Source organism: Bacillus sp. IBL03825 (genome assembly GCF_024712505.1).
Taxonomy (GTDB): Bacteria; Bacillota; Bacilli; order Bacillales; family Bacillaceae_G; genus Bacillus_A; species Bacillus_A wiedmannii.
Map to the genome: position 1 here is coordinate 3615076 of NZ_JAMXKE010000001.1, position 16069 is coordinate 3631144.

18 protein-coding genes are annotated in these 16069 nt (G+C 36.1%); 5 read left to right on the forward strand and 13 right to left on the reverse strand.

Features of this window, described 5'->3' with window-relative positions; translation table 11 throughout:
• Positions 1-84 precede the first annotated feature (84 nt).
• From hutG to hutP, 5 genes are all read right to left on the reverse strand, one after another.
• Entirely contained in the window at positions 85-1056 is a 972-nt protein-coding gene (gene hutG, locus NHG49_RS18410) for a formimidoylglutamase (RefSeq protein ID WP_064477008.1), read from the reverse strand.
• Positions 1035-2306, reverse strand: a complete 1272-nt coding sequence (gene hutI / locus NHG49_RS18415; protein ID WP_000887534.1) for an imidazolonepropionase — start codon at positions 2304-2306, stop codon at positions 1035-1037. Before hutI ends, hutG begins: the two co-directional genes overlap by 22 nt.
• Before the next feature lie 12 nt (positions 2307-2318).
• Entirely contained in the window at positions 2319-3977 is a 1659-nt protein-coding gene (hutU, locus tag NHG49_RS18420) for a urocanate hydratase (protein ID WP_000416701.1), read from the reverse strand.
• Positions 3978-4000: 23 nt separating this feature from the next.
• Complete coding sequence (gene hutH / locus NHG49_RS18425) at positions 4001-5518, reverse strand: histidine ammonia-lyase (RefSeq protein WP_098111143.1); 1518 nt, start codon at positions 5516-5518, stop codon at positions 4001-4003.
• 104 nt (positions 5519-5622) lie between these two features.
• Complete coding sequence (hutP, locus tag NHG49_RS18430) at positions 5623-6063, reverse strand: histidine utilization transcription antiterminator HutP (protein ID WP_000926521.1); 441 nt, start codon at positions 6061-6063, stop codon at positions 5623-5625.
• A 194-nt stretch (positions 6064-6257) separates the two neighbouring features.
• On the opposite strand from hutP, the gene NHG49_RS18435 reads away from it, so the two are divergent.
• Positions 6258-7205, forward strand: a complete 948-nt coding sequence (locus NHG49_RS18435; RefSeq protein WP_064477009.1) for a class I SAM-dependent methyltransferase — start codon at positions 6258-6260, stop codon at positions 7203-7205.
• Between the two features lie 13 nt (positions 7206-7218).
• Here NHG49_RS18435 and NHG49_RS18440 read toward each other — a convergent pair whose 3' ends face one another.
• Positions 7219-7791: a DJ-1/PfpI family protein gene (locus NHG49_RS18440; protein ID WP_064477010.1), complete on the reverse strand. Its 573-nt coding sequence runs from the start codon at positions 7789-7791 to the stop codon at positions 7219-7221.
• Complete coding sequence (locus tag NHG49_RS18445; RefSeq protein ID WP_064477011.1) at positions 7788-8375, reverse strand: AAA family ATPase; 588 nt, start codon at positions 8373-8375, stop codon at positions 7788-7790. The genes NHG49_RS18440 and NHG49_RS18445 overlap by 4 nt, the downstream gene beginning before the upstream one ends.
• 244 nt (positions 8376-8619) lie before the next feature.
• Between NHG49_RS18445 and NHG49_RS18450 the strand changes: the two genes are divergently transcribed.
• Both NHG49_RS18450 and NHG49_RS18455 read left to right on the forward strand, forming a co-directional pair.
• Positions 8620-8916 carry a hypothetical protein gene (locus tag NHG49_RS18450; RefSeq protein ID WP_000262403.1) on the forward strand — a complete coding sequence of 99 codons (297 nt, stop codon included), beginning with the start codon at positions 8620-8622 and terminating at the stop codon, positions 8914-8916.
• 103 nt (positions 8917-9019) lie between these two features.
• On the forward strand, positions 9020-9451 hold the full coding sequence (locus tag NHG49_RS18455; RefSeq protein ID WP_000889390.1) for a DUF2621 domain-containing protein: 432 nt from the start codon (positions 9020-9022) through the stop codon (positions 9449-9451).
• A gap of 71 nt (positions 9452-9522) precedes the next feature.
• On the opposite strand, the gene NHG49_RS18460 is transcribed toward NHG49_RS18455, so the two are convergent.
• The 3 genes from NHG49_RS18460 to NHG49_RS31475 all read right to left on the reverse strand — a co-directional run bounded on the left by NHG49_RS18460 (position 9523) and on the right by NHG49_RS31475 (position 10987).
• Complete coding sequence (locus NHG49_RS18460) at positions 9523-10029, reverse strand: CcdC family protein (RefSeq protein ID WP_001028637.1); 507 nt, start codon at positions 10027-10029, stop codon at positions 9523-9525.
• 90 nt (positions 10030-10119) lie between these two features.
• On the reverse strand, positions 10120-10827 hold the full coding sequence (gene ccdA, locus NHG49_RS18465) for a cytochrome c-type biogenesis protein CcdA (protein WP_001152684.1): 708 nt from the start codon (positions 10825-10827) through the stop codon (positions 10120-10122).
• 16 nt (positions 10828-10843) lie between these two features.
• Positions 10844-10987, reverse strand: coding sequence for a peptidase T (locus NHG49_RS31475; RefSeq protein WP_087944407.1), 144 nt, complete (start codon positions 10985-10987; stop codon positions 10844-10846).
• Between the two features lie 325 nt (positions 10988-11312).
• Here NHG49_RS31475 and NHG49_RS18470 point away from each other — a divergent pair, with 325 nt between their 5' ends.
• Positions 11313-12221: an EamA family transporter gene (locus tag NHG49_RS18470; RefSeq protein WP_000947017.1), complete on the forward strand. Its 909-nt coding sequence runs from the start codon at positions 11313-11315 to the stop codon at positions 12219-12221.
• Positions 12222-12309: 88 nt separating this feature from the next.
• A complete protein-coding gene (locus NHG49_RS18475) occupies positions 12310-13455 on the forward strand; it encodes a M20 peptidase aminoacylase family protein (protein ID WP_064477012.1) in 1146 nt (381 codons plus the stop codon).
• Positions 13456-13492: 37 nt separating this feature from the next.
• Here the strand turns inward: NHG49_RS18475 and NHG49_RS18480 are convergent, their stop codons facing one another.
• From NHG49_RS18480 to NHG49_RS18490, 3 genes are all read right to left on the reverse strand, one after another.
• A complete protein-coding gene (locus tag NHG49_RS18480; RefSeq protein WP_064477013.1) occupies positions 13493-14437 on the reverse strand; it encodes an ABC transporter permease in 945 nt (314 codons plus the stop codon).
• Positions 14430-15341: an ABC transporter ATP-binding protein gene (locus NHG49_RS18485; RefSeq protein ID WP_064477014.1), complete on the reverse strand. Its 912-nt coding sequence runs from the start codon at positions 15339-15341 to the stop codon at positions 14430-14432. The genes NHG49_RS18480 and NHG49_RS18485 overlap by 8 nt, the downstream gene beginning before the upstream one ends.
• A gap of 108 nt (positions 15342-15449) precedes the next feature.
• A complete protein-coding gene (locus NHG49_RS18490) occupies positions 15450-15998 on the reverse strand; it encodes a hypothetical protein (protein ID WP_064477015.1) in 549 nt (182 codons plus the stop codon).
• Between the last annotated feature and the right edge of the window lie 71 nt (positions 15999-16069).

Genomic DNA, 16069 nt, shown 5'->3' on the forward strand with positions numbered 1-16069 from the left:
TTTTACATAAAAACACATTACTACATATAAGTAGTAATGTGTTTTTTATACGGAACCGTTAAACATTCCCTATTGATTTCACGCCTATATACTAACCTGCTTACGGACTGTCTCTCTCGCTAAAAGAAAACTCATAATCACTTGCGCAGCTACTCGACTCGTCATATCTCTGAAATCAAGGGTTGGATCAATTTCTACTATATCCATCCCTTGAACAAGCGGTTCTTTACCAAGAAATTCAATCGCATCAAGTAAAGTCGTACTATCCATACCGCCAGGACCAATTGCTGGACAACCTGGTGCAAATGCTTGATCTAGTACATCCATATCAAGAGAAATGTAAATAGAAGTCACGCCTTGCTTTCTTAATACTTCAATACTTTCTGTGATGATATCTTTGATTTGTCGCTCTCGTACATCTTTCATTGTATACACTGTCACGCCATGTTTTTTTGCATATTCATGGTACGCTCGTGCATTTGAAAAATTACGAATTCCGATTTGAACGAGTTGTTTTCCTTTAATGACATCATTTTCTAGCAAACTACGGAACGGTGTACCATTTGATGGGCCACCATCATCTAAATTACGTAAATCATGATGGGCATCAAATTGAATAACACCGACCTTCCCTTTACTATTTGCAAACCCTGTTATACTTGGAAAACTAATCGAATGGTCACCACCAAGAACGATTGGTATCATGTTCGGATTTACTTTCGTTACATGACCAACTGTTTTCGCAATGCGCTTATGACTTTCTTTTATATCAGTCACATGCATCGTAATATCGCCGCAATCATATAAGACACTTTCTTTCATATCATGTTCTTCTGTAATTGCGTACGTGCTATATGCATCTAACATTGCACGAATTGTTTTTGGCGCAAAACTTGCTCCTGAATGACTAATAGATGGTTTAGAAAGGGGTGCTCCAATTAAGGCAGCACCGAATATTTCCAAGCCTTCCTCCCAATCTTTAATCATCTCACTCCATTTCGTCACTTCACGATCGATAAACTTTGCATTTTTCTTTAAATAGTGGCCGTGCTCCACGATTGTTCACCTCTTGTATATGCGATATTACCATTCTTCCATACTGTATTTACATGACTCACGCCGTAATGATACGGTACGTAAGCATAATTGTAAGCATCCCATAAAACTAAATCTGCCTTACGACCAACTCTAATCTTTCCAGCTACATCACCTCGATTAATTGCGTAAGAAGAATTAACTGTTACGGCATTCCAAACTTCTTCTGGTGTCATTTTCAGCTTGAGCATTGCAATGCTCATAATAAGCTGAATGTTCTCAGTTGGACAACTACCTGGGTTAAAGTCTGTAGCCAAAGCAACTGCAACACCTTCATCGATCATTTTACGTCCACGAGCAAAGCTTTCTTTATTTAAATAGAAAGTTGTTCCTGGTAATAAAGTAGCTACTGTATTAGAGTTTGCAAGCATTTCAATTCCTTTATCAGAAGCGCCCACTAAATGGTCCGCTGATGCTGCACCAATTTCAGCCGCTGCTTCTGCACCACCAAGAGGGTCAATTTCATCTGCATGAATTTTCACATCAAAGCCAAGCTCTTTCGCTTTTAATAAAAACTCTTTTGATTCTTCGACAGAGAACACACCTGTTTCGCAGAAAATATCAACGAATTCAGCTAATTGCTTCTCTTTCATTTCTGGTAGTAGGTCTAACATCCATTGTAAAAATTCTTTCGATCTACCTTTATACTCTTTCGGAACTGCATGAGCACCTAAAAATGTGGAAACTAAATCGATTGGATGCTCTTTTTGTAATTGTGCAGTTGCCTCTAATTGTTTCCATTCCGTCTCATCATCTAATCCATAACCACTCTTCGCTTCTACAGTTGTAACTCCGAAAGATAACATACGGTCTAAATGGAATTTCGCTTTTTGAACAAGTTCTTCTCTCGATGCCTGTTTCGTTGCATTTACAGTTGAAAGAATACCTCCGCCTTGTTCTAAAATTTCTAAGTACGGAACTCCTTGTAATTTTAGGGCGATTTCATTTTCACGAGATCCACCAAATACAAGGTGAGTATGCGGATCAACAAGACCAGGAGAAACCATTTTCCCTCCGCAATCAATAACTTCTTTCGCTTGTAATCCTTTCGCTTCTTCCGCTGTTCCAACGAAAGTAATTACGCCATTTTCAATTCCAACCGCACCGTTTTCGATAACAGGAAGCGTGTTCATCGCTTCCCGTCTTAACAAGCCATCTTCTTGATCCATTGTTAGTAATTGACCGATATTTATTAGTAAAGTGTCCAGCATGTTTTCTCCTCCTTATTTCATCATCGGAATGTTAACGCCTTTTTCTTTCGCAGTTTCCACAGCTAAGTCATATCCTGCATCAACGTGACGAACAACACCCATACCAGGATCAGAAGTTAATACGCGCTCAATACGTTTTGCTGCTGCTTCTGTTCCATCTGCAACGATAACCATTCCAGCATGAAGTGAATAACCCATACCAACGCCACCGCCGTGGTGAACAGACACCCAGCTCGCACCGTTTACACTGTTAATTAATGCATTTAAAATTGGCCAATCGGCTACTGCATCACTACCGTCTTTCATCGCTTCTGTTTCACGGTTTGGAGATGCTACTGATCCGCAATCTAAATGATCACGACCGATAACGATTGGTGCTGATAATTCACCATTTGCCACCATTTCATTAATAATGCGACCAAATTTCGCGCGCTCACCGTAACCTAACCAACAAATACGAGATGGAAGACCTTGGAACTCAACTTGCTGACGAGCCATACGAATCCAGTTACATAAATGCTCATTATCCGCAAACTCACGTAATATTACTTCGTCTGTTTTATAAATATCTTCTGGATCACCAGAAAGTGCTACCCAGCGGAATGGTCCTTTACCTTCGCAGAATAATGGACGGATAAATGCTGGAACGAATCCTGGGAAATCGAATGCATTTTTCAAACCTTCATCGAAAGCAACTTGGCGAATGTTATTTCCGTAATCAAATGTAATTGCGCCTTTTTCTTGCATAGCAAGCATTGCTTCTACATGTTTTGTCATACTTTCTTTTGATAATTGTACGTAACGTTCTGGATCTTCTTCACGAAGTTTCGCTGCTTCTTCTAATGTGTAACCTACTGGAATATAACCGTTTAATGGATCATGAGCAGATGTTTGATCCGTAACTAAATCTGGCGTAATATTGCGCTTCACTAGTTCTGGTAAAATCTCTGCCGCATTTCCTAATAAACCAATTGAAATTGGTTCTTTCTTCTCTTTATACTCGTTCGCAACCGTTAATGCTTCTTCTAATGATTCTGTATACATATCACAATATCTCTTTTCAATACGACGATCGATGCTGCGCTTATCAACATCAATAGCAATGACAACACCGCCGTTCATCGTTACAGCAAGAGGTTGTGCACCACCCATACCACCTAAGCCAGCAGTAAGTGTTAATGTACCTTTTAATGAACCATCGAAATGTTGACGTGCCGCTTCGCCAAACGTTTCATATGTTCCTTGTAAAATACCTTGTGTTCCAATGTAAATCCAGCTACCTGCTGTCATTTGTCCGTACATCATAAGACCTTTTTTCTCTAGTTCACGGAAGTGATCCCAGTTCGCCCACTTCGGTACTAAGTTTGAGTTCGCTAAAAGAACGCGAGGTGCATCTTCATGCGATTTAAAGATTGCAACTGGTTTTCCTGATTGAACAAGTAATGTTTCATCGCTTTCTAACGTTTTTAATGAATCTACAATCGCATGGTAGCTTTCCCAGTTACGAGCTGCACGGCCAATTCCGCCATATACAACTAATTCTTCTGGTTTTTCAGCAACTTCAGGATCTAAATTGTTCATTAACATACGAAGTGCAGCTTCTTGAACCCACCCTTTCGTTTGTAGCTCTGTACCTCTTGGCGCGCGAATTGTTTGTTTAACTTTTTCCATTTCAATCTCTCCCTTTTCTCATTTTATAGTGCTGCGTTTACATCTAATCTTTCTTTTATCGAATAATTCGTTTTTAACCAGTGCGTAATATTTTCAATATCCGTTGAGAATATGCGATCATTTGTAATAGAAGGTACTTGTTGACGACCTTGATGGTAGAAGCTCTTCGTCACTGTACTCATGTTTTCAATACCGTGATATTCTGCTGCTTGCATCGCGCAAATCATCTCAATTGAAAGAACACGTCTTACATTTTGAATAATTTGATGTGCATGGCGTGAAGCGATTGTTCCCATACTTACGTGATCCTCTTGGTTAGCTGACGACGGGATTGAATCAACACTCGCTGGATGTGCTAACGTTTTATTTTCAGAAACAAGTGACGCTGCAGCGTATTGCATAATCATTGCACCAGACTGAAGTCCTGGTTCTGGACTTAAAAATGGAGGTAAATCATTTAATTGCGGATTTACTAAACGCTCAATACGACGCTCTGAAATATTTGCAAGTTCCGCCATTCCTACCTTTAAGAAGTCCATCGCAAACGCAATCGGTTGACCATGGAAATTCCCACCCGAAATTACTTTTTCCCCACCATCAAAGATTAGTGGATTGTCCGTTGCTGCATTCATTTCAATTTCTAATTTTTCTTTCACATAATTTAAAACTTGCCAAGAAGCACCGTGTACTTGCGGGATACAACGAAGTGAATATGCATCCTGTACACGTAGTTCTCCTTGTTTTGTTGTTAATTTACTATCATGAAGGATGTCACGAATTCTGCTCGCTACTTCCACTTGCTCTTTATAACCACGTGCTTTATGAACATTTTCATCAAATGCATCAATAATGCCTTGTAATCCTTCAATTGTCATCGAAGCAATGAATTCAGCTTGATACGCCATTGCTTCTGCTTCTATATAAGAAAGAACTCCTTGCGCTGTCATCGCCTGCGTACCATTGATTAATGCCAGCCCTTCTTTCGCTTCAAGTTCAATCGGTTCAAGACCTTCTTCTGTAAGAGCAACCATCGCATGAACTCGTTTCCCCTTATAGAACACTTCACCTTCGCCTAATAATACAAGCGCAAGATGAGATAAAGGTGCTAAATCGCCACTCGCACCAAGTGACCCTTGTTGCGGAACGACTGGATGAATTTTACGATTTACAAACTCAAGAAGCATATTTACAACAAGCGGTCTAACACCAGATACTCCTTTAAGCATCGTGTTCGCTCTTAAAATTAACATACCGCGTGATACTTCTTCAGGGAATGGATCACCTATACCGCATGCATGTGACTGAATTAAATTGTGTTGAAGTGCCTTTACATCATCTTTTTGAATAAGCACATCACTGAACTTTCCAAATCCAGTTGTAATACCGTAAACGACTTTTCCGTCCTCTACAATTTTCTCAACAACTTCGCGGCACTCCGCCACCTTTTGCATACTATTTGGACAAGCTGTTACACCTTCCCCTTCAAGTAACAACCTCTTCATTTCTTCAATTGTCAATGTGTGTCCTGTTAACGTAATCATTCTTTTTTCCTCCTTAAAAAGGCAAAAGGGGACCTTATCTTTTTAAGACAGACTTCTGTCCTAAAAAAGTAAGGCCCCCTTCTAACTAATAGACTATGGGCAAATCATATGTGATTAATTCCTAAACCAATCGCCTCATGCTCAGATCCTTTTACAGGTGCACCAATCGTTCCATATAATGCAACAGCAACCCATTCGCCTTCTTTTTTTCCGTCGTATGGTGTACCGCGCACAATCGCAAAGCGAAGTCCTACTGTACGAAGAACGTCTGCTAACTGAATTTGACCTCTCGTCACTCCGTACAAAGCTTCCATAATTGCATGATAAAGTGCATGTGTTTCTCTGTAAACATCTGTTTCAATAACTTGGGTGCTCTTAGCCGCTGTTTCCATTGCTGCTACAACTTTTTGCGAATTCATCGAACCCACTTTCCCCGTACAATACTTCCAACCTTTTGGAATAGATAATACAGGGCTTTCATTCTCATCCGCAAGTGCCAACAACATGGCCATACGACCAATTCGATGTGTTCCTTGAAGAAGCATGTGACTCTCTCATTTCTTTTAATTATTTGAATATTTCTTAATTTAAGAATATATGAAAACGGTTAAATCGTCAATAGTTTAAACTCACATTCGAACAATTTTTTCATCCCCTCCATTTGTGTACACAAATTATTTACACGAATTTTTCAGGCGTGCTATAGTCTCACTAACAGATACAAGGGGGCGATATTTCAATGACGAAGCGAAAAGATATTCATTTTCGAATTGAAGAAAAATTACTTGAAAGGTTTGAATCTGCACTCCATTACGAAGGTTTAAAGAAAACCGACGTATTAACACACGCGATTCAGCAATTTTGCACGAAGGTGGAATGTGAAAAAATGAATGATGTAAAACGCCAATATAACGTAAGCAACCATTTACAAACACGTATCGATACGCATAAACATTACGAAGAAAAACAAGCAAATTTAGATGAACTCGTCATGGAACATTTACAACTTCAAGGAGAAGAAAAAATATTAGAGGTTGGGTGTGCTAATGGAAATTTTCTTTCCCTTTTACAAACTAACGGTCATAAAGGCCAACTAACCGGTTTTGATCAATCAAAAACGATGCTTTCTGAAGCTGCAATAAAGAATAGCATAATTGAATGGAAACTAGGTGATGCTGGTAAACTTCCTTTTGAAGCTAATCGCTATGACTGGGTCATCGCAAGACATATGTTATATCACATGAAAGATGTCGAAAAAACAGTTCAAGGATTCCATAAAGTAATTCGTCCCGGAGGCTCACTTTTAGCTACAACAAATTCTGACGTTACATTACCTCGTATAGTTGAAATGTGTAACCGCATGTTAGACGCATTTGATTTACCGAAAACAACATCTTCAGTCACTCCATTTTGTTTAGAAAATGGTAAAGAAATATTACAATCTGTTTTTCCAACTGTTGAAGAAGCAGTTATTCATAATGCTCTCGTTTTTCATCATGCTACTCCGATTGTAAACTATATTTCTAGCATGTTTCCATCGCTAAATATACCTGATAATACATATCTTCACGCCGAAATGAAGGAATGGCTAAAAAAAGAAGTAGAAAATGAATTGTCACTTCATAACGGTATATGGCGCGATCCGAAAACGTTAGCCATTTATCGATGTCAAAAAGAAAAAAGCTAGCAAATGCTAGCTTTTACACATTCTCATGTAAAAGTTTCTCCATCATCATATTGCCCTTACCACCGTAAAAATTTATATTATGTTCGTTCGCTACTCCAAAATAAGAGGCAACTGCTATTCCGAATGGTACAAATGCATGCCCCTGTGCTGTAATAATATTTGAGTGTCGCACAACTTCTTCATACACAAAATTTTCTACTGGAAAACAATCTAACTTTTGATAATCTATAGTCGCTGTATAAGAAATCCCTTTAAATAAACCTGCTCTTGCTAACGCATACGGTCCAGCACAAATCGCAGCTACTAATTTTTCTTTTTCAGAAAATTGGCGAATGACTGAAAAGAGAATATCTGCGTCTTTCATATGTACTGCGTCTCCCCCTGGAATGATAATCCCCTCATATTCATCTACACCCACTTCACTTAATTCTATATGCGGTTGTACTTGCAAGCCTGTTTCACTTATAATCAACTCTTTTGTTAAGCCCGCAGTAATGATTTCATATTTCTTTTTCAGCAATGCTGTTGCTACTGTTATTTCAAACTCCGCAAATGTTGGGTATACGAATAATAATATTTTTTTCATAGTCCTTTCTCCTTTAACCAGCCCATAAAATATGCTTCTAACTCATCCACTGTTAATGTATTCGTGTCCACATAAGTTACAGGAAATTGTTTATACCATTCTTTTTCAGTTTCTACTAATTTAAATTGTTCTTCGAATGTACTTCGATTTCTTGCCCCGTCATTATTTTTTCTATCATATAAATTTTCTTTCGAAACATCTAAATAAAAAATTGCATCCGAACAGCATTCTCTTAATTTATACAATTCATCTTTTAATTCTGTTTCTATATCCCACTCTTTCCCTATCACTTTCGGATAAAAGAGTGTATAAAATTCAATATCTTCTGGTCCGCGATCAAAAATCACGACTGAATCTTTCACATTTTGAAACTCCTTTATTTTTGCTTCCATAAACATTTTTTGATTTATTATAAATCCTTCTTTTGAATTCATATCCAAATTTAATTGTTTTCGCTTTTCTACAATTGGATATGGATTTTCATATATAACTGAAAGCCCACATCTCTCTAACCTTTTAGCCAATGTTGTTTTTCCGCCTGCCATCGGTCCTTGGAGTGAAATTACATATGCCATTCCTCTCATTCCCTTGCATTTTATTATATCTATAATATACAGAATTTTAAAAACTATCAACGGAATATATATCATCTTGTTTCTTATTCTTATCTAACTTATAATAAAAATAGAGATTATGACGGACGCATCAATAATGTAAGCTTGGAAATCCAAGCTTACATTATTTTTTGCTTTCCCTTTTCTAATAAAAAGAGTATACTAGCTTAGAACGTATGTTCTTAATGATTACATACAGTAAGGAGATAGAACAATGGTATACGATACAAAAGCAATTTCTTGGAATGAGTCTTTAAAACAACTTCAACGCCGCTATACAAACAAACAAGTTGATCGAAAAGAATTTGAAGATATTGAACTGATGGAATTCTTCCGCGATAACGACTACATTTCTTTACCTACACATATAAGCGGCCTATCAACAGCACGTTTTACTTCTTACTCTATTTTCACAACTGAAGATAAAGATCGTAAAGTTGGCACATTAATCATTGAATATGTAGAAGATGATAATAATAATTTATGTGTTGAACAACTATACTTTGTTTAAATGATAACGCTTGGTCAAAATGACCAAGCGTTCTTGCTTTCTATGAATATCACTGTTTATAATATGAATAAAAGAAAACCGCAATCATTAAGGGGGGATAAGCTTGCTCGAAGGATGGTTCAGTTGGTTCATAGTGCTATGGACTGTTATTTTATTAGGACTTATGTCTATCGGTGGATACTTTATGTTCAGAAAATTCCTAAAACGATTACCTAAAGAAGATGGTATGTCCATTTTAGATTGGGAAGAGCACTATATTAATAAAACTAGACATTTATGGGATGAAGAACAAAAACAATTGTTAGAAGAGCTCGTAAGTCCTGTTCCAGAACTATTTCGCGATGTTGCTAAATCAAAAATTGCTGGCAAAATCGGAGAACTGGCATTACAAGAAAAAGCCTCTCAAATTACACAAGATTTAATTATTAAAGGATATATTATTGCTACACCGAAACGTGATCATAAATTTTTAGTAAAAAAACTACAAGAAAAAGAGATTGATTATTCTAACTATAAATCTTTACTCGCAAAGTAACTTCACATTATTTTCAATAAAAAGGACAGCGCCTTTGACGCTGTCCTTTTTATTTTATACATATAACGTTTTCAAGTTAGCTTCATATCTTTTTCATTATAAAAACCATCTTCTTTTTCCATTTCCTTCTGTAATTTCGTAAAGGAACGGTACATAGCAATTCTCCATGACACAATCATCGCGAACGCCAGTAAGAAGAACATGCCACTAAGTTGTCCTAAATCAAGAGACTGACTTAAGTATGTTTTAAATACAATTCGCACGACAAGTAATCCAATTAATATAAAAACAAATGCTTTTGAACGCTTCAAATAAATCTCTTGTCCTCTAATTTCAAATTTAGATGTTTTAATAAGAAAAATAGAGAAAAACAAACCGACGCCAATTGCTTCTAACATTTCTGCTGGAGTTAATCGAAATTCAGGAAAAACAAACATCAACGCTCCCGTGCTCATAAAAAATGGTGGAAGTATAATTTTTTTCAATGTTGCCGGTTTCTTAGCTGCTTTTAAACGAATAAACATCGCACCAACAGCCATACAAACAGCAACGATACTGGATAAAACAACTATGTTCATATTTTCTCATCCTTTTTTGTGGCTATATGCAAAATATACTTTCATTATATGCTTTTCCGTTAGTATTTCCAACATTTTCACAGAATAATACTAAAAACCGGTAAAACCACCAAATAAACTTGAGAAATATACGATAATTTTCGTCATCCAGTTAAAATATAGGAAGATACCCATGACAATCATAACGTATCCCCCGATTTTCATGAATTTCATACTATTTCTTTTAATCCAAGACATTTTCGTAATAAAGAATGATAGCACGAAAAATGGGATAGCAAACCCAAGTATGTATGCTATCATATAAATCATTGCTGATTCTGGATTTGTTGCTGCTAATCCAATGACAGACACTAAAATAGGTCCAGTACAAGGCGTCCACCCTGCAGCAAAGGCCAATCCAATTAGAACGGATCCAAAATAGCCACTCGGACGATTTTTAAACGTAAATTTACGGTCTTGCATTAAAAACTTCGGCTTAAACACACCGACAATAATAAGACCGAACACGATGATAAATATACCACCTAACTGTCTAATTAAATCTTTATAATTTGTAAAGATGCCTCCAATAAAACTTGTACCAAACCCAATTGCAATAAATATAATTGAAAATCCAAGTAAGAAAAACGCTGTATGTATCATACTTCTTTTACGAAGCATTGCATTTTCTTCTTTCAACTCAGAAACCGACATACCTGTTATGTACGATAAAAATGCCGGATAAAGCGGTAAGCAACATGGGGAAATAAATGATAAAAATCCAGCGCCAAACGCTAAAAAAATACTAATATCTTGCATGATTCCACTCCTCTCCTTACATATTGTAGCAAAAACACATAAAAATACTATGAACAATTCGTGAACTCACTTTAACAACGTGATAATAAGAAAAACTCCCCTTACAAACAGTTTCTAATAAAACGTTTTCATTTCCTTCTATTATATAGAACAATCTCAATTGGACTACGAAACTTCTCTAATTGTTATTAACATAACAAAGGTAACATAGTTTCTCAAATGATTAGCACACTATAATGGACTACCCTTCTATCTCCCTAAAAAATATTTTTTTCAAATGCTGTCTTTATACAATACGAAGCTGATTTTACAATACTTTTATTATTACTAATTTCAAGATTATGCATAAATATCATACTTTTATTATTATTCTATAAAATGTCATACTTTTCTTTTATTTGACCCTTCATTTTTAATTTTGTATACTTCCCTCTAGTTATATATGTCCGTTAGGAACAATTTCATATAGATGGGAGGAATTTTTCATGCTTCGTTATTCTCTTTTAGTTTTATTAGGAGCGTGTAGTTATGGGATTTTAGCTATTTTCGTTAAACTTGCCTATGCAGACGGATTTTCACTTGGAGAGGTAATTGGCAGCCAATATTTGTTCGGTTGGATTATTTTGCTTGCTATTACTCTTCTATTTTCTAGACATCGTGTTCCATTAAAACAAGCGTTAATTTTATTCGTTGCAGGTACATCTGCAAGTTTTACTGGAATTTTTTATTATGCTTCATTAAAAACTGTACCAGCATCTATTGCAATTATACTTTTATTCCAATTCGTTTGGGTCGGAATTATTATTGAAGCAGTCGTAACAAAAACATTACCTTCAAGAGAAAAGGTTATTTCCGTTATTTTCTTACTTGCAGGTACATTTTTATCAAGTGGTTTACTAGAGAAATCAGCAGGTGATTTCGATATGACTGGAATCATACTAGGTTTATTATCTGCTGTTACATTCGCAACATACATTTTCGTGAGCGGAAAAGTTGCTGTTGAAGTACCTTCATTACCGCGCGGTGTTCTCTTAATGACTGGCGCTTTAACTTTAGTAATGATCGTATTCCCGCCAACATTTATTTTTAGCGGTGCAATTTCTGAAGGACTTTGGAAATACGGTTTAGGATTAGGAACATTTAGTATCGTTATTCCTTCTATCGCCTTTACAATCGGTATTCCAAAGATCGGTTCTGGCTTAGCGACTATTCTTGGTGCAGCAGAACTACCAGTTACAACAATTATGTCTGTATTCGTTTTAAAAGAAGCGGTGCTATCTTCACAATGGATCGGTGTATCACTTATTTTAATCGGTATTGCAATCCCGCAAATTGCCTATGCAATGCGTGGACGTTATCGTAAACATCATACACACAAAAAATTGGCAGCATAAAACGAGAGAGGATTTTCATTTGAGAATCCTCTCTTTTCTTATTGTATACTTAATGTAAATACTTTATTTAAGAAAGAAGGCATTATACGTGGCAGCAAATCTAGAGCAATTAACTGAGATGCTAATTTCTATTCGTCGAAATTTACATGAGCATCCAGAATTATCATACGAAGAATTTGAAACGACGAAGACTATAAAAAATTGGTTAGAAGAGAAAAACATTACGATTATAAATTCTAGTTTAGAAACAGGCGTTATTGCTGAAATTTCAGGGAATAATAGCGGACCAATTATAGCAATCCGTGCTGATATTGATGCCCTTCCTATTCAAGAAGAAACAAATTTACCGTACGCTTCAAAAATTCCCGGTAAAATGCATGCTTGTGGGCATGATTTTCATACAGCTGCTATTATAGGTGCCGCTTATTTATTAAAAGAAAAAGAATCTTCTCTTAGCGGAACTGTACGCTTTATATTCCAACCAGCTGAAGAAAGTAGCAATGGTGCTTGCAAAGTAATTGAAGCCGGGCATTTACATGGCGTGCAAGCTATTTTCGGTATGCATAATAAACCTGATTTACCAGTAGGTACAATCGGTATTAAAGATGGTCCACTGATGGCCGGGGTCGATCGATTTGAAATTGAAATTCACGGAGTTGGTACACATGCAGCTGTACCAGATGTTGGGGTAGACCCTATTGTCGCGTCCTCTCAAATCGTGATGGCACTCCAAACAATTGTAAGCCGAAATATAAGCTCTTCACATAATGCCGTCGTCAGTGTCACAAACATCCATTCAGGAAATACGTGGAACGTAATTCCTGAAAAAGCAACGCTGGAAGGAACTGTACGTACATTCCAAACTGAAACACGTGAAAAGATTCCAGCTCTCATGAAACGTATTATTCAAGGGGTTTCTGATGCATTAGGTGTAAAAACAGAATTTCGTTTTTATGCAGGTCCTCCTGCTGTTCAGAACGATACATCTTTAACAAACTTATCCTCTCAAGTTGCTGAAAAAATGAATTTAAATATCATCTCTCCTACCCCGTCGATGGCCGGAGAAGATTTTTCTTTTTATCAACAAGAAATACCTGGTTCATTCGTTTTTATGGGAACGAGTGGTACACATGAATGGCATCATCCAGCTTTTACAGTAGATGAGCAAGCATTACCTATAAGTGCAGAATACTTCGCTTTGTTAGCTGAAAAAGCACTTAAACAATTTGCATAAAAAAGAGCCGTTAAGAAATACTTAACGGCTCCTTTTTTTAAGTTAAATCGCGTTTTAAAAATACTGTATAGGAAATGCTTAAAAATACAAATAAATATAGTAATAACATACATGAAGCAAATGGGAATGTTACTCCATCAATAAAACTTCCATTCTTTGAAATACTGTATAAATCTGTGTTTGCTGGCAATAAATATTTCGCCCAATCATATCTAGTTGCTGCTAATAATGCAATATTTCCTGATAAAGCAAGAAATAGTGAAATACCAATCGCGCCTCCACTAGATCTTGTTAATACAGAAATCATAAATGCAAACGCTGCGTACACAATGGTCGGCAACCACGATAAAATATAATACTTACTAGCTTCCACAAAAATATTTTGTTTTATAATATTTCCATCTTGGAAAATAAGCTCGCTCCATGCAGGCTGTTGGAATTTATAAATAACAAATCCACATAAAGTGGAGAAAATCATATTAAATATAAACAATAACGCTGCAAATATCACAATTGCTAAAAATTTAGCTGTCAAAATTTTAAATCGACTCGCTGGTCGTATCGTTAAAAATTTATATGTTCCCCAGCTATATTCATTCGCAAAAATTGTACTTGCATACACGAGGATAAATGGGAGCAATATTGGAAATACGATAAAACCTGTATCTCTCATGAAAGAAAGCGGAGAACTGCTTGCCGGTGCTGTATCTGTATCTAAATGCTTCATCTTAAGCTGATATTCCTTTACAAGCTCGTCCACAGATCGTTCCGCTAAAATAGCTTCTTTTTTCATGCCTAGCTTTTTCTCAATTTCTACAGTTCGTTCTGTATAATCGGCTTTCCATCCTTTTGTTTCCGGTTCTAAATACTTTACCGTAACCCATCCTAATCCAATTATTAATACTGCAATAACTGCAAAGGGAATAATCGTTCGCTTTCGCTTAAATATTTTATACAGTTCGTTATACACTAAATTAAACAATATCTTTTCCCCCTGTTAATTCTAAAAATTGCTCTTCTAACGTTTTTCTTTCTTCATATACACGATACACTTGAATATTTTTCTCAAGCAATGTACGAATAACATTTGGGATTTCTTCATCTTTTACAGTAATAAGTAGATCATTACCTTTTATTAAAACATCTTGGTCTAACATTTCTGCTGCTTTATTCGCATCATCTACACGTATACGGATTGTCTCCATCTCTTCGCTTTGATTATGCTGAATATTTTGCGTCGCCACATATTCTCCGTGCTGAATAATGATAACTCTGTCACACATTAATTCAACTTCTGAAAGTAAGTGACTAGATACAAGTACCGCTTTTCCTTGTTCATGTGCAATTTTCTTTATGTACATTCTCATTTCATGTATTCCACTAGGGTCTAATCCATTCGTTGGTTCATCTAATATCAATACATCTGGATCGTGAATAAGCGCTTGAGCAATTCCTAAACGTTGTCTCATGCCGAGTGAATATGCTTTTACTTTACGGTCAATTACTTGTCCCATTCCTAACAATTTCACTACTTCATCGATACGTTCTTCTGCCACATTGCCATTCATCCGTCCAAAATATGTTAAATTTTCATAGCCGCTCAAAAATGGATAAAATTCCGGTGCCTCAATTACTGCTCCAATTTTCGAAGCCGTACTTTCAAATTGCTGTTTTACAGATTGGCCGTCAATCCAAACTTCTCCCTCTGTCATACGAATCATGCCGACCATCATTCTCATTAAAGTCGTTTTTCCAGCACCATTTGGTCCGAGCAAACCAACTACTTCACCCTTTTTAACTTCGAAACTAATATTTTCTACAAGTGTCTTTGAACCGATTCGCTTCGTTAACCGCTCAACCTTTACAATTGATTGTTCATTTGTCATACTATACAACCTTTCCTTCCCATTCTTTGTCAGGTCTTTACACTGTAACATGATTATTTTTATGTGTAAAATAGGAAAAGGCATGATTTCTCATGCCTTTCCCTTGAATTAAAATGAATTTTCATCTTGTAAACTTTGAACAAATCGAAAACATTGCATCATCGATAATAGGACGATAACGATCATAATTATACTAACAACTACTATTGCATATATTGTAATCGGTGCGCTATTTATCCCTTGTATTCCTGCTATTTTCATAAAGATAATCGTAAATAATTTCAAAAATAACATCCCATTCACTAATCCAAAAACAAACGCTGCGCCATAAATGAATAATTGCTCCTGACATAATAAACATAGTACGTTCCTATTCTCTACTACATAAGATTTAATTTCCTCTTTCCTCACTTGCAGAAGAGAAAACATTATTTTATATGTAGTAAAAATACATATAAAAATGAATATAAGAAACAGCGTGTAAAAACACATTTGAAATAAAAGTGTAGTCCCTAATTCCCCAACAATTACTTCATTAAATTGGAGCGATATCATAAAAAATAAAATCATAGTACTCATAGCAACCCACATGAATTGCTTCATCCTTTTGGCAGCAAATGTTCTTATATTTTTTCTCACTAACTGACATAAAGACATATGTTCTTCCCCTACCTCACTTCATACCATACTCATTCTATACTACTAGTGTATAAAAATATGACATTTTA